Genomic DNA, 23809 nt, shown 5'->3' on the forward strand with positions numbered 1-23809 from the left:
AAGGTTCCGATATCAACTGGCTTTTATGACTGATGAGCTTGGCTCATTTTCAAAATGGTTGGGCTGTGAATCTTGACGGTATTCAACGGGCGTTTTATCAAAGTGCTTTCGAAACAAAGCATACATATACTGCACCGACGGATAGCCGCAACGCTTGGCTATATCACCACTATTGGCATCAGTTTCTTTGAGCATTTGGCATGCGCGGTTTAGTTTTTCGTTGTGTATTTCTGTATGAATACTATGGCCTCTTTCTTCTCGAAATCGCGATTCCAAGTTAGATCTCGAGATGCCTACATGATCTAGCACTTGGTCTACTTTAATTCCCTTACACGCATTCATGTGAATGTAATGGGACGCTTGCATTACAAGTGGATCTTTAATCGCTTTGAAATCAGTAGACTGGCGTTCTGCTACCGTCACAGGGGGGACTAACAATTGTTTGTTTTTTATTGCGGTTCCGTTTAATTGCTTGTGCAGTAATCGTGCTGCCTGATACCCCATTTCCAAACTACCTTGTCGTACAGACGTCAAGCTAACTCGGCTTAAAAAGCGTGTTAGTTCATCGTCATCAATGCCTATCACGGCAAACCTTTCTGGAATAAGAAAGCCTAGGTGATCGCACGCTTGAAGAAGGTGGCGCGCGCGAGAATCTGTCACTGCCACTATCCCTGTGGGAGAGGGTAGGCTTTTAAGCCAATCGGTTAAGCGCTTCTGAGAATATTGCCACGTTTCGGCTCTAACCGCATGGCCTCGATAGACATAACATTCATAGCCATAGTGTGTCGCGAGAGACAGCATGGCTTGCTCTCTTTCTTGCGCCCACCTTTGCGCTTTGCCAATTGGCGAGCCGTAGAATGCAAACCTTTCAATTCCTTTATGCCGTAAATGATTGAAAGCGGCTTCCACTAAAGCATAATTGTCTGTCGCCACATAGGGTACATTTGGATAGCTAGCATCATCTTGGTAAGAGCCGCCTATCGCTACGACTGGTATCTTGGTGTTACTCAGCGCTTGCTCAATAGCGGGGTTGTCAAAGTCTGCAATAACGCCGTCGCCACTCCACTCATCAAAATGCTCAAGACGAGTTAAAAAGTCTTCTTCTAAATACAGGTCCCAATCGGCATTTGATGCTTGCAGGTAGCTTCCGATACCTTCAATTATTTGCCTATCAAATATCTTACTTGCATTCAAAAGCAGCGTAATACTGTGCGCTTTTTCAACCATAGTTAATTCCTGAATATAAACAAATTACGTAAAACCAATTACGTTTATTAGTTTTAAATATACTAAACGAGTAAGTGGTAATTAACAAAACGATTACAAAATTTCATAATTGATATTGACGCTTTTAGTAATCAATATTTAAGGCATAGCCTCATATAACCGCGGAAAGACTATGTACTTAGGAGTAGATTTAGGCACATCCAGTGTAAAAACAGTGTTAATGGATGAGGAGGGGGTAATTACGGTCTCAGTAAGCAGGCCGCTTAATGTATCCATGCCTAAGCCGTTGTGGTCCGAACAAGATGCTGGCGAATGGTGGAAGGCAACGTGCGATTGTTTAGATGAGCTATCTGAACAGATTGAATTGTCCAATGTTAAGTCGATAGGTTTAAGTGGCCAAATGCACGGTGCAACGCTGCTTGACGAGTCAGGGAACGTGCTAAGGCCAGCAATCCTGTGGAACGATGGACGCTGTGTTGCCGAATGTGACGAGCTAAACAAGGCCGTTCCTGATTCAGCTATGCGCACAGGCAACGTCATTATGGCGGGGTTCACCGCCCCCAAGCTACTTTGGGTTAAAAAATATGAGCCCGAGGTATTTGCGAAAGTAAGTAAAGTGTTGCTACCCAAAGATTTTTTAAGATATCAACTTAGCGGCGAGTTTGCATCTGATATGTCTGATGCTGCTGGCACCATGTGGTTGAATACTGAAACGCGTCAATGGGATGAAGTGTTATTAGCATCATGTGGTCTTGGAGTTGATAATATGCCTGCGCTCTTTGAAGGAAGTGAAGTGACTGGCACTTTAAAAGCTTCACTGGCTGAGCGGTGGGGTATGCATAATGTCGTGATTGCTGGTGGCGCAGGAGACAATGCTGCTGGCGCGATAGGCTGTGGTATTTTCGAGCCCGGACATGCCATGTTGTCACTAGGTACCTCAGGTGTCTATTTCGCTGTTACCGAAAGGTTTTCAGTGAATACTGCACAAGCGGTTCATAGCTTTTGTCATGCATTGCCTGACCGGTGGCATATGATGTCCGTTATGCTCAGTGCCGCAAGTTGTTTAGAATGGTATTGCCTTCAAAGTGGCTACAAAGATGTAGTTGAAATGATGGAAGACATTCAGCGCAATACCACCCAGTTAGATTCAGAAACCCCTTTATTTTTACCCTACTTAACGGGTGAAAGAACACCTCACAATAACCCTTCTGCAAAAGCCGCTTTTTTTGGTGTGTCGGCGTCGACTCGCCGTGTACATATGGCTCGCGCTGTTGTTGAAGGGGTATCGATGGCGCTTGCAGATGGCATCGATGCCGTACACCAAAGTGGCGTGACGACAACATCTATTAGCCTCATCGGCGGGGGCGCTAAAAGCATATTCTGGCGACAGCTTCTCAGCGACATCAGCGGCTACGCTTTAGAGTATAGAGAGGGCGGCGATGTGGGGCCGGCTTTGGGTGCCGCGCGATTAGCCAAGCTTGCTGCTAACCCTCAGTTAGCGCCAAGTGATGTTTGTTTTAAGCCGCCTCTTGAAGCGTCTTACAGCCCTCAGAAAGACATTCACAATAGATACCTTCTTAAGCGTCAACAGTTTCGAGAACTTTATTACGCAGTAGAGCCTTTCTTCACGTAGCAACGCAAGCGAGCTCAAAGCTTATCGTCATTTATTACGCATTTTAGATAAAGGAAAAACCATGAATAACTACTTCGAAAACATCCCTACCATAAAATATGAGGGGGCGGAGTCGACTAATCCTCTTGCCTTCAAACACTATAATCCGAAAGAAGAGGTGGGTGGGAAAACGATGGAAGAGCACCTGCGGTTTGCTGCGTGCTATTGGCATAATTTCTGTTGGGATGGTGCTGATGTATTTGGCACTGGTACTTTCAATAGGCCCTGGCTTGCAGCCGGTGATCCCATGGAACGTGCTAAGCAAAAAGCCGATGTGGCCTTTTCTTTTTTTGAAAAACTAGGCGCACCATTCTATTGCTTTCATGATATTGATGTCGCCCCTGAAGGCAATTCAGTTAACGAATACATTCGCAATCTTTCAGAAATGACAGATGTGCTTGCACGTAAGCAAGAAGAGACTGGCATGAAGTTGCTTTGGGGCACAGCCAATGTTTTTAGTCACCCACGTTACATGTCTGGCGCTGCCACAAACCCGAACCCTGAAATATTCACTCGTGCCGCGACCCAAGTTTATCACGCCATGAATGCAACGAAGGCACTTGGCGGTGAGAATTATGTTTTGTGGGGGGGGCGAGAGGGCTATGAAACGCTCTTAAACACAGATTTAAAACGAGAGCGTCAGCAATTTGGGCGCTTTATGAACATGGTTGTTGAGCATAAACACAAAATCGGCTTTGACGGATTATTATTAATTGAGCCAAAACCACAAGAGCCTACTAAGCATCAATACGACTACGATACTGCAACTGTTTATGGCTTCTTAAAAGAGTTTGGTTTAGAGAAAGAATTTGCGGTAAATATTGAAGCGAATCACGCCACACTCTCTGGCCATTCTTTCCATCACGAAATAGCGACAGCTTTTGCGCTAGGTATTTTTGGTTCCATTGATGCGAACCGTGGAGACGCGCAATTAGGCTGGGATACCGATCAATTTCCTAATTCGGTAGAAGAAATGACCCTCATTTGCTATGAAATACTGAAAAATGGTGGCTACACATCGGGCGGCTTTAACTTCGATACCAAATTACGACGCCAAAGTTTGGATGCAGAAGACCTGTTCTTAGGTCATATAGGTGGAATGGATACCTGTGCGCTGGGTTTAAAGAAAGCATATGAAATGCTTTCAAATGACGTGCTCACACAGAATGTGGAAAATCGCTATGCTGGATGGGGTTCAACAGTTGGGCAGAAAATTTTAGAAGGTAATATGTCTTTAGAATCCCTGGCGAAACATGCGCTAGCTAATGGCTTAGATCCTAAGCCATTCTCTGGAAAACAAGAGGGGCTGGAGAACTACGTAAACCAAATTATTTATAAATAAATGCATGTGAAGAAATAAAAAAAGCTGCCAATGGCAGCTTTTTTTTGCTTTATTCAAGCACTGTTTACAAAAAGTCTTTTCACCCCAGATTCACTACACCAGTTTATACAAGCTGCTGATGGCGCGAAGCCAATGATGCCAACTCACTTTGTGCAGGGGCGTTCCATGCCAGAACACCTTTATACAAAAACGCCTTCATGCTAACCGACGTCAACGAATGAAGTATAAAAAAGCGCAGCAGGGTTGAAATTTTATACCATGCGCGTTCTTTTTGAATGGCATTACCATGCAGATTTACTGTGGCAACGCGTTAATAGCACCTAAAACATATACCAAGGGCGCATTCCAATTAATAGCAATTTCATTGGTAGAAAAGCTGCACCAATCGTCAATGTAAGATTCTGCTGGTTCAGGGTAGGGATAATCGCATTCATCTTGACGCCCTGCATGCGGCCCACCCACTAGCATGCCAGGTACAGGCGCTATCACTCCATCGCTTGCTGAAATACGGTGATGGGGTGACATAGGCGTGAGGCTTCCATAGCCTGTAACGAAGCTATAGCCTGTTGGGTTCATGCCGAAGATATAAGAAATACTGTCGTAGACTGCATCTTTATATTTTGCAGTGCCGTTGATTTCATATGCGGCTAAAAGAATAAAGGCTTTATTGAGGAGCACACTATTACTCCCCCACACAAAATCATCTTCTTGCATTGGCACTAAATAAGGTGAGGTAGATACCTGCTCGGTAATTTTTTCAGCCAGCGCGATAAAAGCAGATTCTAGCCGAATAAGCTGCGAAACTGACAGCTTGTCCTGCGCATTTTTCAATAATGAAATCAGGCCTAATGTTTCAACATCTGCCCACCCAGGTATACTAAAATTGATTTCACTATTTTCAATTTGACTGAGGTAACGGGTATTCTCTGTGGCGATGTATAGCTCGGACGCCGCCCAGAAAAATTCGTCGTCGAATTGGTCATCGCCATACTCGCCGCTTTGTACATCATCAGGTTGTACATAGCGAACATCAGGGTTGAGGGTCGCCCATTGCCACGCTGCTTCAGCTTGTTGCAACCATTGGTGGGCTACATCGGGTGCTAGGTCTTTGTAAATACGGCTCGCCATTGCCATTGTGGCGGCGAAATCTAACGTAGCGCTTGTGGATACACCAATCATAAACCGCTGCGCATTATCTTCGTGGGGCATTTCAACACCTGCCCATTCTAACGTCGTGAGCTTATGAAATACGGCCCCGTCGTGGCGCTGCATACTTGCCATCCAGTCTAGGTTCCAACGCACTTCGTTTAGTAAATCGGCAACCCCGTCGTTTGATTCTGGGATCGCGACGTCTACCGTTTCATAGTATTGAGGGTAGTGCTCGTAAGCGGCAAGTAACGTATAAGTCGCAATGCCAGCATTAACAGTATATTTTCCGTAGTCGCCTGCATCATACCAGCCCTTTTCAGAGGGCAGAGCGCTAAGAGCGTCCATTGAAGAGGTGGCGGCAGAGGAGTGCACACTAACTTGCGTATCCAGATGACCAGCTGGTCGCTTCCATTGCCCAGCATATTCTTCACTTAGCGCCATACCAGAGCGATTAAAATAGTACGACTTAAATGCAGCGCGATGGGCGTCATCATAAATAGTTGGGCTTATGGTAAAGGGCAAAGAGGGCGGTATACCTTTAACGTCTAAGTAAAATTCTCCAAGTTCATCGAAGTCATTAAAACTCGCTAATTTTAACGATGGGTCATTACTAAGGTCCCACGAGCTAGTTACTTCCAACTCTCCTTGATAGACAACGTCATCGCTCGTTGAGCGCTTTATTGAAAATTTGCCTGATGCTGACGTTGGCACAAGTGCATGCTTTTTCCCATTTGGTAGGTATCCCACCTGATTGAGTTTAATACTCAAGGGCTTTTCTGAGCGAGCTTGTTGAAATTTAGATTTGCCATTGTCATCTGCACATCCGTTCAAGATCAAACTCGTCAGACCGACTAATAGCAAAAGAAATAAGGTTCGGTTCATAATTCGCGAACTAACTGACAAGAAGCGATACATTAGAGACCCTAGTGTTATGTGGTTTTAAGTTGTTACATTTTTGTCAAAATACAACGATAAGTCGTCTTACTAAAGGCGCAAAGCGTAGAAATAGACGCTTTGTACGTGTATTTAAACGAATGTAGACATGTTTGGTTGATGGCTAAGAAAAAAAACATTCCATTTACACAATTTAGGTCAATTCGCTTCTTGCGTCACGGTATTGAACACGTTATAAAACAATAAAAAAGTGTTTGGTTATTAATGAAAATCGTTTTGTTTAACTTTCATGATATGGTCTTGCTGTTCACTGTTTTTCAGTGCCTTTTATTTGCTCTTTTCTTGGCGACACTCAAGCGCGGCAAAAGAAAAACACATTTTTTGCTCGCCGCCTTTTTACTTTCACAAGCGGCAATTCCTTTAGACAATCTAATCAATTTTGGAGAGATGTTTCGTTCTATAGCGTTGTCTTTTTCACCAAACCTTTTTTACTCATTCGGACTCGCGTACTGGGTTGAAGCGCCATTATTACTTTTCTACATTCGTAGTCTAATATACAAAGACTACCAGTTCAGACGCTACGACCTGCTTTTCTTACTGCCTTTCTTGGTTTACGCCATCTATTTTGCTAACAATTGGTGGCTTGAAGATGAGGCTGTGAAAATTGCCGCCTTGCAGGGGGATATTATTGCCAATACTCCATTCGTAGAGCGAGCAATATATTTGTTTCGTGAAGCTTTTCGAGTGGCGTGCGGGGTGTTGTGCCTAATAGAACTCAATAGTTATCAGAGGCAGCTTAAACAACAAGTTGCAGAAACTGAGAGTGTGGATTTGACGTGGTTAAAAGCGTTAGTTATAGGCTTTTTAGTTGTTAGAGTTATTGCCGTAGTAACGGCGCTTGCCATTGTTTCTGCGTATGAATTTGGGCTCTATATCGACCATGGGTTTATAGGTCTAAGTTCAAACTATGCGGTTTTGTTAATGATATCTGGACTGATATTCTTTAGTGCAGGTTATTCCACCATATTTCGTGGAATTGACAGTAAGCTTACCCCCGCGGCCACAAAAGAAAAACCGAAAATAGACGTTCGGCAGGTTGATAAAATCACCCGTTACATGCATTTAAACAAGCCTTATTTGAACCATCTACTAACGTTGGAAAATCTGGCAAACCAATTAGACGTCCCCCCTCGGGTTCTCTCTCATATTATTAATCATCATTTTAATAAAAACTTTTTTGAGTTTATTAATCATTACCGAATTGAAGAGAGTAAATTGCTATTAGAAAGCGAGTCGAATCGCCGCGCGACCATGTTAGATATAATGGATGCAGCGGGCTTTAACAGTAAAGCCACATTTAATACGTTCTTTAAAAAGTTAACAGAGAAAACACCTACCCAGTATCGAAAAGACTACTGGGAATAAGCGGCAACAATTTCGCCGCTTAACAATGTGGTCATTAAGAGCTACTTTGAACTTAGTTGTGCAATAAATTGTGCGTGTTCGGGAAGTACAGCAGCTGACTTATCGATTACACTCGCGATATGGGTAAGTCGTTCATCAATGAGTGATGTGCTCATTCTATCCACTAACGGGTGATATCCTTCACTTCGTAACCCTTGCCCATGCATGACGGCAAGCCACGATGTTTCATTAAATAACTCATTGTCTATGCGAAAAATACGACCTGAATCTTTGTATAATTGCATTTTTTGATTCAACGACTCACTCAATGAAATGTTGCGACAGTATCGCCAAAATTCGCTATCGTTTCTTTCTGTCAAAGCATAATGCAACACGATAAAGTCTCTAATCTGTTCAAACTCTTTTTCAGTCTGGCGGTTGTACATATCAATGTCGCTTTGACAAAACCGATTGTTTGGAAAGAGTGTCATCAATCTCGCTATCCCCGATTGAATTAAATGTAACCCAGTAGACTCTAGCGGCTCAATGAACCCAGCAGATAATCCTATGCCTAAACAGTTTTTTATCCAACTTTGAGGGCGCATTCCTGTCTTCCAGGCTAAAAAGTTTGGCTCCGCTAAAGGTTCTCCCTCCAATTGCGCCATGAGCTCATCTAGCACGACGTCTTTTTCCGTAAATTTACTCGAGTACACATAACCATTACCAATTCGATGCTGCAAAGGAATTCGCCATGTCCAACCTGCGGCTTTCGCTGTTGATTGGGTGTAGGGTTTTAACATGCTATCGGCAGATTTACACGGGATTGCAATGGCACTATCACAGGGCAATAGGTCGCTCCAATCGCTAAACGTCGCACCCATTTCTTTTTCCAAAAGTAAACTTCGAAAACCACTACAATCTATGTAAAACTCACCATCAATACATTGGCCATCTTGCAAGGTAAGCGTATTAATATGGCCATTAAGGTGTTTTGAAACCGTTTCAACTTTACCACTAACATGCCGAACTCCGCGCGTTACTGCAAAGTCGCGTAAAAAATTAGCATACAAAGTACTGTCGAAATGATATGCATAACTCATATTGGCGAGGGGTGAATTGTTCTGCGCCTTAACCTTGCCAAATCGCCCACCTTTAGCCGCCATCGCTTCAACAGAATACGCACAAAGGTCGCCACCAGCACCTTCGTTAAAACGCTTAAGCCAGAAATGATGAAACGGCAATGCTTCCATATTAATACCGAACGTGCCGAAGGGATGAAAATAGGCATGACCTTGATGCTTCCAGTCTTTAAATTCAATACCCAGCTTATACGTCGCGTTAGTGGCACGGATAAAGTCAGCTTCACCAATACCCAAAATTCGGTTAAATAAAGTAATTTGAGGGATAGTCGCCTCACCCACAGAAACCCCTTGAATGTCCTTGCTTTCGATAAGCGTGACACTATATTTTGATAGGTCTAAGACCTTGCTGAGGGTCGCTGCGGTCATCCAGCCTGCAGACCCACCGCCTACAATCACGATAGACTTTATAGACATTGATTGAGACATAACTTCCCCATAACGTTAAAGGCATGCCATTATATGTGGCATGCCTGTTTTATCCTCAAACTTTTAAAAAGTCCCTTTAGCGACCAAGCTTATTCGGCGATCGTTAACAAACCACGACCGGCCCACTTGATTCCCTTCAGCGTCAATTTGCATGGAGGTACGTGTGACCGTATTGGTTAAATTTGTGCCCTGTAGCCCCAATTCAATATTGTCTGAGAACCGGTAGAAGAACGAACCATCAAGCTGCCCATTTGCTTCATTGAAAATGGGAAGCTGAGTGATGACATCTTTCGTGGTTAACAGGTATTCAGAGCGCCAATTATAAGCAAGGCGGGCGTTAAAGCCGTTTTTCTCGTACATCGCTACAATATTCACGTTGTCTTTGGAAAGCCCCTCAAGCGGTAAGTTATCAAAAGCAATGCCTTCACCTTCAGAAGAATCTGGTTTGTCTGGTGATAACCCCGGATTGGGTGAGCCTTCATCTTCAACATAGGTATAGTTAAATTGCAGTCCCAAACCACTCCACGCACCTGGTAGAAAATCGAAAAACTGCTGATAAGCAATCTCCACACCTTGAACGCTGCCCTCATCGCCATTGGTAGCGCCATCAACTTGAACAATTTGCGACACGCCGTTATTTTCGTATACGCGATCGGTGGAACCGTTGATAAAGTAGTTACTTAAATCTTTATAAAAGAATGATGTGGTCAACGAGCCAACGGTTTCTGGAAAATACCATTCAAAGGCGAAGTCGTAGTTGTTGGCTTCCATCGGCTTAAGAAAGGGGTTGCCAGATTTTGCGGTATAGCGTTGGTATTGCGCACTGGTTATTTCTCTATCATCGCCTTCACCTGAGTATTCAACCTGCAAATCATCGCCCTGTATTTCGACGTAATTGCGAAGGTTTCCAAGATCAGGAAGGGCAATGGCTTTGGAGTAACCAAAACGCAGCAGCATATCGTCGTTTAGATTTAATTTAAGATTGAAGCTTGGTAATAATTTATTGTAATCACTAACCGCTGTTTGTTCCCTTGAGGCAGCATTGCCGAATGCGGCTTGGTCAGGCGGTAAAAAGTTTTCAGGATCATCATCTTGAACCGCTAGATTATCGGGGAATGTAATAAACCCGTCTGTCTTATTCTCAATTTTAACGTAGCGCACACCAACGTTACCGCTGAAAAAGAGCCCTTTAACTTCCCCCTCAAAATTACCTTGAACGAAAAATGCGTTATTTGTTTCGGTAGTCTCATTAATTTCATTTGGCAAAAAATCACCTATGGCACCTGGCCTGCTTGCTAAGGAAGCCCAGCCTGGCGAAAGGCTGGCGAACGTAGACTCAGCATCACGATAGTTATCAGCGATAGACTCTTTAGGGAAAAGAAAGGTATTTCCTCCTGATGTTGTTAATACACCACCTCTTGCAAAGTCTTGGAAAGACACGGCCTCGTATAAGTCGCCTAGTCCAGCGCCAAGCTCATCACCTTGTGCATCGAACCAAGCATTGCCGTTCCCCGCCCAAGCTTCTGACAACCACCCCCAGTTATAGGTGGACTGGCGGGTGGTCTGTTGTCTTTGTGCGTAGCGGGTTCCTATTTTCATAGACGTAAACAGTCCATCTTCGAAGGTATATTTTGCATCTAACGCTACTGCGGTTTCATCCCCCTCGTTGGCTGAAATATGGTCCATCGCACTGCGCCAAAAATAATTGTAAGGGTTGGAGAAATGCGTTTCGTCGCCGGCGTTAGCTGGGTCGGTCAGAAATATATCAGGCGTGCTGCCTCCATTATTGTTGATTCCAACCACGGCACGTGTAGCGCCCATTACCGAGAAATCAACAATATCTGACGTTGACTCTACGTATTGTAAGTCTGCGCTAAATGCCCACTCATCATTGGGGCGGTACCGTACATTTAATCCGATATCATCAACCACAGAATGTTGCTCTCTGGCGCGTGTGATCATCGCGTGTTGAGCACCGAAAATACCGCCAGGCTGGCGCTCGGCATCATCTCCTCTCCAACCCGCGTTAGACGTAATTATTCCAGACTCGAACAGCCCCTGCTCGTCGATATCAAATGTTGTACCCTCTGCTGGGATTAAGTCATTAATGACGGCATCGTCTGCCAATTCAATGGCGCGTTCTGTCCACGACAACGAGGAATCTGACCGTATAAACTGTGCTGTGGCGAGTATAGTATCGTCTACGCTCTCCCATTGAAGCGCTGCTGCTAGCCCCTGACGTTCCCTAAGATCTTGCTTTCGAGTTAACCGTGTGGTGCGAGGTACCATGACACTTTCGCCGTCAATTAGCTGGTTTTGTGTTTCAAATCGACCGACTTGGGTACCGTCTGATTGCGCTTTAAGCGTGGAATCTGAAAAGTTTAGCAACAGGCCCCATTTGCCGTAGTCACTTTCAAACACATCCGAATACAATGCAGAAAAGGTTGGCGTAGTTTTTTCTATAAAATCGCTATAGGTGGCATCGGCAGAAAAAGCTAAAATACGCTTGTCGCTATCAAAGGGTTTGCGAGTGATTAAATTTACGGTACCCGCAATACCTCCTTCAATCATTTCTGCAGATTGATTCTTATATAATTCGACACCGCCCATTAATTCAGGGGGAACATCCTGAAAACTAAGTCCTCTTCCTGAGTCGGCGGTAAAGGTATCGCGACCATTGAATTCACTTCTGGTGTGGGTTAACCCTCTAACCACGACGCCACTTCCTTCAACGCTAAAATGGTCTGGATCGTTGGCGCCTGCAAAACGTTCGATGGAAACACCAGGCAATCGAACGATAGCCTCCAACACACTTCTGTCAGGCAATGCGCCGATATCTTTTGCTGAGATTGCATCAAGAAAGGTATCACCGTAGCGCTTAAGTAACTGTGCGTCTGCTAAGTTTTCCTTTATTCCTCGCACCTCAATGACCTCAAGGTCTTCTACATTTTCGTCAGTTTGGTTTTTTTTACTGTCTTCTGAGGGGAAGTTTGACTGCGCAAAGGCGAGCTGGGGTTGGAAAGCTAATAGCGTACTTAAGAGGGCGCTGGAAACAAGCGAGAGTTTAAAGCTAGGCTTTCTCACTATATTAGTTATCGTCGATTTATTATATTTTTTCATTTTTTTCCCTAGTCATGTTTCTAATAAACACCAAAGCGTTTAATCTCCATTTAAAAATAACAACATAAATACAACATTTCGCCCAGCGTAGATGTGAACGGCTAATTTGAACGAAAGATCTCATTTTAAGAGAGGGGATTGTTCTCAACTTGTTGATTTTATGAATTTAAAAAAACAGTTCAATATTGTGAAAAACGTATAAATGAACGACGAATGAGTTGGGTGAGGCAATAAATAAACATATTTGTTACATTTTGTTATCATTGTGATGTGGTGAGAGTAGCCGTTTTGTTGAGGTTGCTTCCCATAGGACGCGTTGTGGAATTACTCCGCGCCCTTTCACATCAATCCGAGATGACGTGAACGTTCAAATATGCAAAAGTAACTTTGTTTTGACGATTTTTTCATTTCAAATGATTAGCGTAACTGTCCCTTAGGAAAGACATGAGACATTTACATTCATGAATCGAATAATCAAAAAACTGCCTGAGCGAATTCTCATATTCGCCTGCTTTTTAATTACTTCCCTCAGTTATGCTGAAACACTGCCATTTCAAAACCAATCGCTGCCGGTTGAGACTCGTGTCGCAGATTTAGTTGACCGGTTAACCTTGGAAGAAAAAGTGAGTCAATTATTTGATAAATCAGCAGCAATAGAGCGCCTTTCCATTCCCGAATATTATTGGTGGAACGAGGCGTTACACGGCGTGGCAAGAGCAGGTAAAGCCACCGTATTTCCCCAAGCTATCGGCATGGCTGCAACCTTCGACGAGCCTCTTATCTATAGGATAGCGTCTACAATTTCAGACGAAGGACGTGCTAAGCACCACGCGTTTTCGCGCGAAGATACTAATGCGATGTACACAGGCCTTACTTATTGGTCTCCTAATATTAATCTCTTTCGCGATCCTAGGTGGGGCAGAGGCCAAGAAACCTACGGAGAGGATCCGTATTTAACTTCTCGAATGGCGATCAATTTTGTAAAAGGCCTTGAAGGTGATGACTCAAACTACCTTAAATCGGTCGCCACCTTGAAGCATTATGCGGTGCTATTGCTGACTTCTATGATGAAAATTCCCATCATGTAGTTGATAGCCCTGCTCACGCGGCAGCGAGTGCTTTGAAATCTGGTACGGACTTAAATTGCGGAGACCACCACGGCAACACCTTTAGTTATCTAATAAAAGCTGTTGCCGAAGATTTGGTTGATGAAAGTGATGTCGACAGAGCGCTTACTCGTTTGCTGACTGCACGCATGAAACTGGGAATGTTTGATAGCAGCAGTACACATGCTTATACCAAAATCCCTATGTCTGTGGTGGGTGCTAAAAACCATACTGAATTGGCACGAGAAGCGGCAGAGAAATCCATGGTTTTACTTAAAAATGATGGTGTGTTGCCCCTAAAACGTAATAGTAAAATAGCGCTTATCGGGCCGAATGCCGACAATCCCGCCATACTTGTGGGTAATTACCATGGCACTCCCGTGACGCCTGTTACGCCGAAAGAAGCCTTTTCGCAGGCGCTGCCTTCAGACCAATTAGGTTACGCGCCAGGGAGCAGTATTACGGAAACCATTTTTACGCATTTTAGTCCTGTGCCTTCCACGGTTTTCACCCATGTAAATATGCAAGGCGAATCAAACTCAGGTTTAGTCGCTAACTATTACTCTTCAAGTCACTTCAATCTCCAGCCTAGCAAGCGTCAAATTGAAAAAAACATCAATGTTACGAACGCAGATATACCGTTTAACAAATCATCAAATCAAGAGTTTGCAGTGCGTTGGACGGGCAAAATTACCCCACAAGAATCTGGAAATTATTACTTTAAAATGAAAAATGTCGAGGTCTATCTAGACGGAGAACTGACAACCGAAAGTCGCTATCTTGAGGCAGGTAAACCCTATGACTTTAAGGCTGAGTCACTTATTCAGCGGTTCTGGCACAGTAATGTGATTGAACCAGAAATCAGTTTCAAATGGTTATTAGAAGATAAAAATTTAGAGAGTGAAGCCATTAGAGTGGCAAAACAGTCTGATGTTATTGTTTTTGTTGGTGGTATTAGCGCTGAACTGGAGGGAGAAGAAATGCCTCTGGAGATTGATGGGTTCTCTCATGGAGATAGAACGAATATCAAACTGCCCAAGAGCCAATCATCACTACTAAAAGCGCTTCATAAACTGGGCAAACCCATTGTTATGGTTAACATGAGCGGAAGCGCAATAGCACTAAACTGGGAGGACAAAAACCTGAACGCTATCATTCAAGGTTTCTATCCTGGGGAGCAAACTGGGCCGGCATTGCTGAATCTTCTTTATGGTGACACTAGCCCTTCTGGCAGACTGCCAGTCACTTTTTATCAGTCTGTCGAAGACTTACCCGACTTTAAAAATTACAGTATGGTAAATCGAACCTATAAGTACTTCGAGGGTACCCCGCTTTATCCGTTTGGGTACGGCCTTAGCTATGCAGACTTTCATTACGATAAGCTCAATGTTACCCACTCCGACAACGGGCTTAATATTGCCGCCACGTTATCCAACAAAAGTGATGTAGGTGCCCAAGAAGTTGTTCAAGTTTACCTTGGAATGCCTGATGCGCCCACTCGTACGCCACAGCGAGAGTTGGTTGCTTTTAAACGAGTAAGCTTAGGGGGGGGAGAAAGCCAGTCAATGCAATTCATCATTGATGATTCTCAACTTATTTATGTTGATGAACAGGGTCAGCGCCAACCTTATAAGGGTAAGTTACGGGTAACTATAGGTGGGGGACAAGGTGTGAAGCGTAGCGATAACGTTGTGCAACATACCATTAATCTTCCCTGATATTATGTTCGTTCTTCCCTATTAAATGGTTGAACGGTTATACTCATAATATTGCAATAGTCAGTGCCTTAACGATGGCACTGACTACCTCTACCAAGAAGGGTGTACGAGTAGATAGGTACATCTGAATGCAAAAGTTTTTTTTTTCGCACACATCAAATAATGGAGAAAGCTCACATTTCGGCGCGTCAGTTCACTTACGTGCACAAAAGCGTTAAACCATTTCAAACCCGCCTTATTGAAGTTGCTATCTACATAAATGTTAAATTTTTATTAAAGCTGTTAGTTTCTGGTTGATTTTTGAACGCGAGGTGAGGTAAAACTACGTATATTGTCGACGAGTGATATATGGAAAGACTCATTCTAAAAATGAAAACATGGATTTGTTTACAATGAAAATTAAACCAACGCTGTTATCTTTATTCCTAATATTCCCGCTAATTTGTGCCGCAGAAAACCTGATCCCTGAGGTACTTTCTGTTTCCATTCTAGATAATGAAGATTCTGAAGAATGTCCCGTGAGCGGCCCCATTGCTGCATTCATTGAATATGATCTCAAAGATGACCGTTATGCGAGCCTTTTAATTCAGGTGATGTCAGGAAATGACGTCATTTATGATACGAGTATTACCCTTCATAACAACGACAACACGTTCACAGTCGAGCTGCCATACATAGACTGTGCGACAGATGTAATTACATCCTTTAATTAAAAAAACAGAACAGGGAAGATCCGATGAAAGCTTTGCATTCATTGTTTGCCATTGTGCTGGCGGTATTGCCAACTTTTGCCTTTGCAGAAAAAGTCGGGCTCACACCCGGTGATTTTCGAGTAGATGAAAGTGGGTCGGCAACTTACACAATTCCAATAGCAGCGCCTACTGGTCGAGCAGGTGTTCAGCCACAGATGGCGTTGTCTTATTCATCATCTAACTCGTTTGAAGGCCCTTTGGGCGTAGGCTGGAATATTAGTGGTCTGTCTGCCATATCGCGCTGTCCGAAAAACCTTTCTCAAGATGGCAGAATTGAAGGGGTCAATATTAATAAAAACGATCGCTTCTGTCTTGATGGCCAGAAAATGAAAGTTAAAAGTGGCAGTTACGGTGCGCCAAACACTAACTATTATCTGGAGAATGACGATTTTAGTCATGCGAAAGCATTGGGTGGCGATACTGAAAACGGCCCTCGCTGGTTTGTCGTATGGAAAAAGTCTGGTGAGCTTTTCTATTACGGAGATACTCGAAACGATTCGACTGTGGGAAGCGTAACCCCAGGAACAGATGCCTTTATTACTGCTTCTGGAGCTTCTAGCGCCAGAGCAAATACTTGGATGTTAAAAGCTATTCGAGACCGTAAGGGTAATTATATTCGCTTTTCTTATCTTAAGGAATATGGCTCATCTTATATCAGCAAAGTGGAATATTCGGGGCACCTGGGAAAGAAGCTAGCGCCATTCGCGTCTATCAATTTTAATTATACTAATAAAAGCTTCTACGCATCGGGCTACAACAATAAAGGCTATTCTATGCGTCGCAAGGTACTTACCAGTGTGGTATCCAAAGTTGACGGTGTTGAATATCGTGCTTACAAATTGGCATATAATGAGAGCAAGCGCAGAATGCTCACATCTGTTCAAGAATGCCCGACGCTAGCTTCTTCTACTACTAACTGTTTAAAACCTACGACCCTAACTTGGACACACCCAAATACTACGACAGCAGTAGATTATACTAACGCATATTCTTACATTACTGGGGATGAGCACAACCGCTATGAAGCTCAGGTTTTCGATTTAACTGGCGACGGAAAATCTGATCTGATGTACGTAAAAAGCGGTTACTGGCGCTTAAAGTCGGCGACCTCTACTTCAACCACTACACTAACAAATATTGGAGATAGTGGTTCACAGCGCCAATATGCACTCAACATTGATTATAACGGCGATGGTGTACGCGACCTTCTAGTTGCCGATGGTGAGGATAAAAACTGGTATATCGTGTACTACGAAAATACTAAGTCAGCACCAGCTCGATGTGAAGGTACGAGCAAATGCCCCAGCCATACCGTAAGTCGAAGCTTGAAAAAAGGATATATTAAAAATTCGTCAGGGGCTAACTTGCGTGCCTGGGGTTTTAAAGGTGGTGCCGCCGTGATGGATGTCAATGGCGACGGTTTTGAGGATATTGTTTACCGCAAAGGTAAAGAGGTTCGTGCTTATCTAAACACGGGGAATAAATCGTTTACCGACAATCACCTTTTCACTTTTAGTTCAGAGTTGAGCGGCGACGCATTATTTGGGCACGCTCAGATGTATCGCGCTACCATCAAATCCGCCAGCGCTATAGACATTAACGGTGATGGCTTATCAGATATTATTCTTCAAGTCACGTCAACCGACGGATACTGTACCAACTCCCGTGGAGACCGGTTGTTCGCCCAAACTCGGCGAGAATGTGAAGGTGATTTGATGGGCACGTGGCAAGAGAATACAACGTCGAATAGACAGGTATTTATTTCCAAAACCAACAGTGCAAATGACCCCTATTTCAGTAAAGTACAAACGCTCTCCGCCTCTTATAAAGATATTCGTTATGCCGACTTAAATGGTGATGGCTTGACGGATATGATTTATTCCTATGCGAGTAAATGGCGCTACCGTTTATCAAATGGAAAAACGTTCGGTGCCGAGCAGATATTGACGCAGCCATACGATACTGACAGCGCAAATTACTCTCAGTTTGTTGATGTTAACTACGATGGTAAGGCAGATATGCTTTACGCAACAAGCAACTCTTCTTGGACTATTTATGTTAGCAGTCTAACCACATCTCCAAGCAAAGTTAATTTTACTTATGTGAGAACTCGGAGTTTCGGCAGTAACAATACTATTCGCTTTGGTGACGGTAACGGAGATGGAAATCTCGACTTATACATTGGTTCTTCAAGTGACTGGCGGCGTTACTCCATACGTGTAAACCAAAACGAATATACGGTGAATAAAATCACCAACGGCTTTGGTGTTGCGACCAATATTAAATACACGCCAATGACAAACACGGCGTTATATTTCCGTCAAGACTCTTCATACAACACGCATACTAACGTCTTTTCACCATTTGCTGGAGGGAAGCTGGTATCTGAAGTACGAACCGATGTCACAAGTAGTAAAGATCTTATTGTGAAATATCAGTACGGTGGATTGTTACTTCATCGAAAAGGCCGTGGAAGTTTGGGGTTTGAAGTACTAAGAACCATTGACCAGCAAACTGGGGTAGTCACAGAAACCTATAACCACCAATATCACGGTAATACTAATTTTGTCTTGACGGGTATTCCTCGTATTACGGCGCAATTTATCGGCACACATGCTCTCTCGTGGGCGAAAAATAACCTGAAAGCGATGAAGACTGCACAGGGGGGATATCACGCTTATATTTATGATTCCTTTGAGAAAAGTTACACATATGACGGGGTTAATACACAATTCGTAAGCCAGACTAACACAAGAACGGTAAAAGACACCTGGGGCAATGTCGATAACATCAGTGTTACGGTTTACGATAAAGATAGTAACGATTTCAGTGGTACATATGGTGACAACCAGAAGACCTATACGGTAAATACGTACAAGGACAGACGCTGGGGACGGTTGGAAACGACGAGAGTTGAAAAAACCGTAAATGGTGGAGGTAAAATTACTCGTAATAGCCGATTCACTTACAACAGTAGTAATTATCTTCATCAGGCAATTGTGTCGCCGGATAACGCCAAATACAAAACAACCACTACTTACTCTTATGATACTTACGGGAATAAAACACAGGTTTCAGTTGCAGGATATTCTACGAATACGGGCAGCACACAGACTCGTACAACAAAAACTGAATATCAAGGGAATGGGCGCTTCGTACACCGTCAGCACGATGCTATGGGCAACTATGTTACCTACCAGTATAACGGTGTATATGGAAACGCTGTATCTGGCTTGATTAAAAACTCAACGGTATATTCTGTTAATTCACGGCCTACCAAAACATTCTATGATGACTTTGGGCGGGCTTACAAAATTGACCATCCAGATAGTCGCATTACTTTGATAACCCGAAATTGGTGTTTAAATTGTGTTTCTGGATCTTACTATTACGAGTCAAAGACAGAATCGGGCAAATCTGCGGTTAAGGCTTATTATGATAAGTGGGGGCGTGAAGTCGCTCGTTATGTTCGAAGCGCGGAAGAGGATTGGGATAAAGTATTTACGTACTATGATGATCAGGGGCGAGTAGATTATGTTACCGAGCCATCCTCTACCAGTTACCGGACCACCTATTCTTATAATGCACTTGGGCAGGTTGACCAAGTCACCAAGCCCAACGGTGAAATAGTCACTTATTTTGTTAATGGTTTGGAGCAATCTACTTTAGACGAGCGTGGCAATGCCTATTTCAAATATGCGAACGGTTTTGGTCAGACAACTAAAACCATTGACGCATTAGGTGGAGAGGTACAATTTAAATATGACGCGTATGGTAACCTGAAAGAAACCATTACCGAAGCCGACGGTAAGAGCAGCAAAATTCAGAACTGGTACGATACGTACGGCCGCAAAACCAAGATGACCGACCCTGATAAAGGTACTTGGATTTACACTTACAATGCGTTTGGTGAGTTGTATACACAGAAAACTGCTCGCGGACATACCTTCACGCTTAATTACGACAAATTAGGCAGAAAGATTCGTAGTTACCAAGCGAACGAAGGAACACTTTGTTGGCATTACGCCACTAATAACAGCGATAACAGAGATGCATACAAAGCGGGTAGACTCTTTGCGACTGCAAAATATGATGGTAAAAACCAGTCTTGCGGTACATCGCCCACCACCGCGGCCACAATACGTAAGTACTTCAAGTATGACAGTGCAGAACGCCCAATTGAAACCCGTACTTACGCAGGTGGAAAAACCTATTACCAGAATACCAGTTTTGACGGTTATAGCCGTCCTTCTTTAAAAACCTTTCCAGCAGACAGCCAAGGCAACCGACTGCAAGTGAAAATGCATTACAAGACGTCGTCCGGAGCCCTCTATAAGATTACCAATAACGCCACTGGTGCGTTGCTTAAAGAAGTAAAAGAATTCGATCGACGACGTCAAGCAGTTGAGATTCTTTACGGAAACAATATTCGCACTCACTTTGGTTACCGTGGAGATACCGGTTGGCACACCAGTACGCGCGTAATGCGTTCATCTTCGGCTATTTTCTACTCGGGGGTGACTCACGATGAAATGGGTAACGTAAAAACTCGAACGACAGAGTACGGTACCAACCCAGGTGTGGGGGCGAAGTTTACCGAGACTTACACTTACGATGACCTGAACCGCCTCGATTACCGCTCAGTGAGCGTAGGCGATTGGGGGGCTAACATGCCCTCAATTTTCGATGATAACATCGATTATCAATATGACGGCTTCGGTAATTTGAAAAAGAAAAATGGTGTTAGTAACTATAATTATAGTGATGCAAACCGCGTACATCGCCTTACCTCAGCTACAGGTTTTGGTTCGTTTGCCTACGACAATAACGGTAACATCCGTAGTGACGGCACTGGACGCACATTCAACTATGGCACCTACGATAAGCCTACTCGAATTACCAAAGGTGGCCTATACGCAGACATGAAGTACGGTGTGGATCGTGAACTTTACTTTAAGAAAGAGAAACGTGTCGAAGCCGGAAAGACGAACGAATATCAAACTATCTACCTTGGCAATTATGAAGAAGTGAGAAGGACCGGTGGTAGTGGCTCATCAACGGAACACAAGTATTACGTAGCCGGAGACATTGTTATTTCACACCGAAGTAACGGGACAAAAGAATACTCTTATTTACATAAAGACCATCAGGGATCTATTACCACGGTAACGAACGTTAATGGCACTGTAGTACAGCAGGCATTCTTTGACCCGTTTGGAAAGCGCACTCAAATCCACCAAGCATCGGTATTTGCGAATGCCAGTTACATGCAGCCGACCGACCGAGGCTATACTGGCCATAATATGATGGATGGGCTTGGGATTATTCATATGAACGGTCGGATCTACGATCCAACTTTGGGTCGATTCTTACAGGCTGATCCGTTTATTCAGGCTCCGTTAAATAGCCAGAACTACAATCGTTATTCGTATGTTCTGAATAACCCTATGAGCTATACCGATCCTAGTGGGTATTTCTTTAGCAAGTTGTGGAAAGGCGTTAAGAAATTTGCTGGGGTTATAGCTGGAGCTGCTCTTATATATTTTACCGGTGGAACAGCAAGTTGGTTTGTAAGTAGTTGGTATGGTGCTGCGGCAGCCGGAGCAATTTCTGGCGCTGTTGGTGCCGCTGCTAATGGAGGAAACATCCTAACAGGGGCCTTAAGGGGCGCATTTAGCGCAGCCGCTTTCTATGGCGTAGGACAAATGTTCGATCCCGGAACATTTGGAAATATTGTTGGAAATGGCGTTGTTGGTGGTGTTATGTCCGATCTGCAAGGAGGAAATTTTGGACATGGGTTCTTTGCTGCTGGTTTTTCTGCCGCAGCTAAGCCAATGATTTACGAAAAGTTTGGTTATGCTCCTGAAAACGCTGGTGCAAGGGTTGTTACGGCTGCTGTAATTGGCGGTACTGCCTCGGTAATTTCGGGAGGTAAATTTGCGAACGGAGCTACAACTGGTGCCTTCTCTCAAATGTTTAATGGTGAAAGCTATGCAAAAGATTCACATAAATTGTTAATGAGATTGAAAGACCGAGTTTCTGATGAAGAGTGGCAATATTTGATGGATAATAAACTTGCCGCTCCCGGAATTGCGGCAGCAACTCTTCAAGCATATAACAAAGCAGCCGAGCTTTACCCCAATTCACTACATAACGGGGAAGGTGATGCATTTAGACATGCATATTGGAATGCACTGATAACGCGGTATACTTCGGCAGAACATGCAGAGGCATTTACTTCATTGCATGAACAAGTTGGTGGTGGTCCAGCAATAGAAAATACTATGGATATGCATAACAATGCTATAGGTAGAGCGTTAGCCACTGAGACGACATGGTTACCTAGTGGATTTACTCATAGGTACGGAGATGGTGCTATGAGGCTATCATTGCAAACAGCGGTAACTAATAGCTTAAATAGCGGCCAACTTTGGTATATCAAAGATGGGCAGTTGGTATCACATTAATGAAAAGAATATTTTTAATACTTTCAATTTTTTTGATTTTGCAGGGATGTTCTGAAAGCACCAATGAGTCAAATATTTCAGATTTTAGTGAAAGAATTTATCAGGACCTAAAAAATGGAAAAGCATCTATAGATGACTATGTAAATAATTGGGAAAAGATGATTATTTTAAAGCCTTACGACAATAGTAAACAAGTGCTTAGAAAACATGGTGTAGATAATGATTATTCGCTAGATTTTGCTGATATTGAGGTAAGGGATGACATAACTTTAATTGCAATTATAGTTGATCACTCAGTAGTAGCGGCAGCAGAAATTAAAAGAAATGTCTGTGACTTAGCGGGTGAAAAACTAGTTTTTGAAAGGAGTGTTAAACCTCTCGTTATTATAATTGATGACGATACTCAAAAATGTCTTATTAATTAAAAGTACACACTGTCGGGTGCAAATCTAGGCGGAACTAAGCAAAGGAAAGCCAGCGGGAGCTGGTTTTCTTTTTTCTGGCGTTTAACTTTTGGGTTGGCGCTTCGCTTCCTTTGGGTTGGTGCCAAAGCTGGGAGGCGCAGCTATATCTATTCAGAGTCCAATTGATTAAAAAATGTTTCGCCATCAACAAGGTCATTTTCGTCTAGATTTTGAAAACGCTTTTTGACAAGCGCAAGCTTTTCAATCTCATCGACATCGCAATCGAGATGATCTTCGCATCGAAAGATTATTTTCTTACGAATAGCATTTGGCCTTTCTGGTGATGGCGCAATTATTTCAGTTCTAATATCGACATGCTTTTTGCAGCAGGCCGAGCATTCGGCATTGTGAAAATCAATTTTGCTTGTCGGCATTATTTGCTCCAACTTAGTAGTGGTTGAACGATGAAAATCAGCTTGGTGCAAAAGCTAATGGGCTAAAAGAGGCGATGAACTGTTTAACGCTCGAATCTGCTCTGGCGAAAATCCGTGCCGTAGGAGTTCGAAATCGTCTAAATCAATAATAGCTCGTTTGCCACTTCCTTTGAGCTGATAATATGAGTTACTTGCAGTAACAACCGTATGTTCTTTTAAGTTCTTGCTTACTATACGAGAGGTGGTCACATAGTCCCCTTCATAAAAGCGGATGGTCGCATCTTCTATAACTGTACCGTACAGCACTTCACCGACCAATTGCTCACTATCCATAACAGTAACAATGTACCAATTTTCTACGGTGGTTTTCATAAGCCGCTCCTCGCTTTTTGCTTGATGACTTATGTTAGAAAAATATGGATTAAAAACATATCAAATGCGTGGTTCTAATCTTGAGTTTTTTCTTCAGCATGATTCGTTCCAAAGGAAATTTGTTTGCTGAATTAATTAAAAAAGCAACTGCGTTTTTTCAGACGGAATCGTGCGCTGGCT

General features: G+C 43.4%; 14 protein-coding genes. 8 read left to right on the top strand and 6 right to left on the bottom strand.

Annotation, left to right across the window (positions count from 1 at the left end):
- Nucleotides 1-12: 12 nt before the first annotated feature.
- Nucleotides 13-1227 carry a XylR family transcriptional regulator gene (locus FLAVO9R_RS03920; RefSeq protein ID WP_159528948.1) on the bottom strand — a complete coding sequence of 405 codons (1215 nt, stop codon included), beginning with the start codon at nucleotides 1225-1227 and terminating at the stop codon, nucleotides 13-15.
- Between the two features lie 172 nt (nucleotides 1228-1399).
- On the opposite strand from FLAVO9R_RS03920, the gene xylB reads away from it, so the two are divergent.
- Nucleotides 1400-2860 carry a xylulokinase gene (xylB, locus tag FLAVO9R_RS03925; protein WP_159528950.1) on the top strand — a complete coding sequence of 487 codons (1461 nt, stop codon included), beginning with the start codon at nucleotides 1400-1402 and terminating at the stop codon, nucleotides 2858-2860.
- A 61-nt stretch (nucleotides 2861-2921) separates the two neighbouring features.
- Nucleotides 2922-4241 (top strand): xylose isomerase, encoded by a 1320-nt coding sequence (xylA, locus tag FLAVO9R_RS03930; RefSeq protein ID WP_159528952.1) that lies wholly within the window; start codon nucleotides 2922-2924, stop codon nucleotides 4239-4241.
- 294 nt (nucleotides 4242-4535) lie between these two features.
- Here xylA and FLAVO9R_RS03935 read toward each other — a convergent pair whose 3' ends face one another.
- A complete protein-coding gene (locus tag FLAVO9R_RS03935) occupies nucleotides 4536-6221 on the bottom strand; it encodes a glycoside hydrolase family 9 protein (protein WP_159528954.1) in 1686 nt (561 codons plus the stop codon).
- Between the two features lie 510 nt (nucleotides 6222-6731).
- Between FLAVO9R_RS03935 and FLAVO9R_RS03940 the strand changes: the two genes are divergently transcribed.
- The gene (locus tag FLAVO9R_RS03940) at nucleotides 6732-7709 is read left to right on the top strand and encodes a helix-turn-helix domain-containing protein (RefSeq protein WP_232370577.1); all 978 of its coding nucleotides are present in this window, start codon (nucleotides 6732-6734) and stop codon (nucleotides 7707-7709) included.
- 41 nt (nucleotides 7710-7750) lie between these two features.
- Here FLAVO9R_RS03940 and FLAVO9R_RS03945 read toward each other — a convergent pair whose 3' ends face one another.
- A complete protein-coding gene (locus FLAVO9R_RS03945) occupies nucleotides 7751-9256 on the bottom strand; it encodes a tryptophan halogenase family protein (RefSeq protein WP_159528958.1) in 1506 nt (501 codons plus the stop codon).
- Nucleotides 9257-9319: 63 nt separating this feature from the next.
- Nucleotides 9320-12376, bottom strand: a complete 3057-nt coding sequence (locus FLAVO9R_RS03950; RefSeq protein ID WP_159528960.1) for a TonB-dependent receptor — start codon at nucleotides 12374-12376, stop codon at nucleotides 9320-9322.
- 461 nt (nucleotides 12377-12837) lie between these two features.
- On the opposite strand from FLAVO9R_RS03950, the gene FLAVO9R_RS03955 reads away from it, so the two are divergent.
- The 5 genes from FLAVO9R_RS03955 (at nucleotide 12838) to FLAVO9R_RS03975 (ending at nucleotide 22844) form a co-directional block, all read left to right on the top strand.
- Nucleotides 12838-13464 (top strand): glycoside hydrolase family 3 N-terminal domain-containing protein, encoded by a 627-nt coding sequence (locus FLAVO9R_RS03955; protein ID WP_159528962.1) that lies wholly within the window; start codon nucleotides 12838-12840, stop codon nucleotides 13462-13464.
- Nucleotides 13465-13496: 32 nt separating this feature from the next.
- Nucleotides 13497-15200, top strand: coding sequence for a glycoside hydrolase family 3 C-terminal domain-containing protein (locus FLAVO9R_RS03960; RefSeq protein ID WP_159528964.1), 1704 nt, complete (start codon nucleotides 13497-13499; stop codon nucleotides 15198-15200).
- 392 nt (nucleotides 15201-15592) lie between these two features.
- Complete coding sequence (locus tag FLAVO9R_RS03965; protein ID WP_159528966.1) at nucleotides 15593-15913, top strand: hypothetical protein; 321 nt, start codon at nucleotides 15593-15595, stop codon at nucleotides 15911-15913.
- A gap of 23 nt (nucleotides 15914-15936) precedes the next feature.
- Entirely contained in the window at nucleotides 15937-22419 is a 6483-nt protein-coding gene (locus FLAVO9R_RS03970) for a toxin TcdB middle/N-terminal domain-containing protein (RefSeq protein ID WP_159528968.1), read from the top strand.
- The gene (locus FLAVO9R_RS03975) at nucleotides 22419-22844 is read left to right on the top strand and encodes a hypothetical protein (protein ID WP_159528970.1); all 426 of its coding nucleotides are present in this window, start codon (nucleotides 22419-22421) and stop codon (nucleotides 22842-22844) included. Before FLAVO9R_RS03970 ends, FLAVO9R_RS03975 begins: the two co-directional genes overlap by 1 nt.
- A gap of 146 nt (nucleotides 22845-22990) precedes the next feature.
- Here the strand turns inward: FLAVO9R_RS03975 and FLAVO9R_RS03980 are convergent, their stop codons facing one another.
- Complete coding sequence (locus FLAVO9R_RS03980) at nucleotides 22991-23257, bottom strand: hypothetical protein (RefSeq protein WP_159528972.1); 267 nt, start codon at nucleotides 23255-23257, stop codon at nucleotides 22991-22993.
- A gap of 54 nt (nucleotides 23258-23311) precedes the next feature.
- Entirely contained in the window at nucleotides 23312-23629 is a 318-nt protein-coding gene (locus FLAVO9R_RS03985) for a hypothetical protein (RefSeq protein ID WP_159528974.1), read from the bottom strand.
- Nucleotides 23630-23809: the final 180 nt, after the last annotated feature.

The sequence above is a fragment of the Alteromonas sp. 38 genome (assembly GCF_902506055.1).
Classification (GTDB): domain Bacteria; phylum Pseudomonadota; class Gammaproteobacteria; order Enterobacterales; family Alteromonadaceae; genus Alteromonas; species Alteromonas lipotrueae.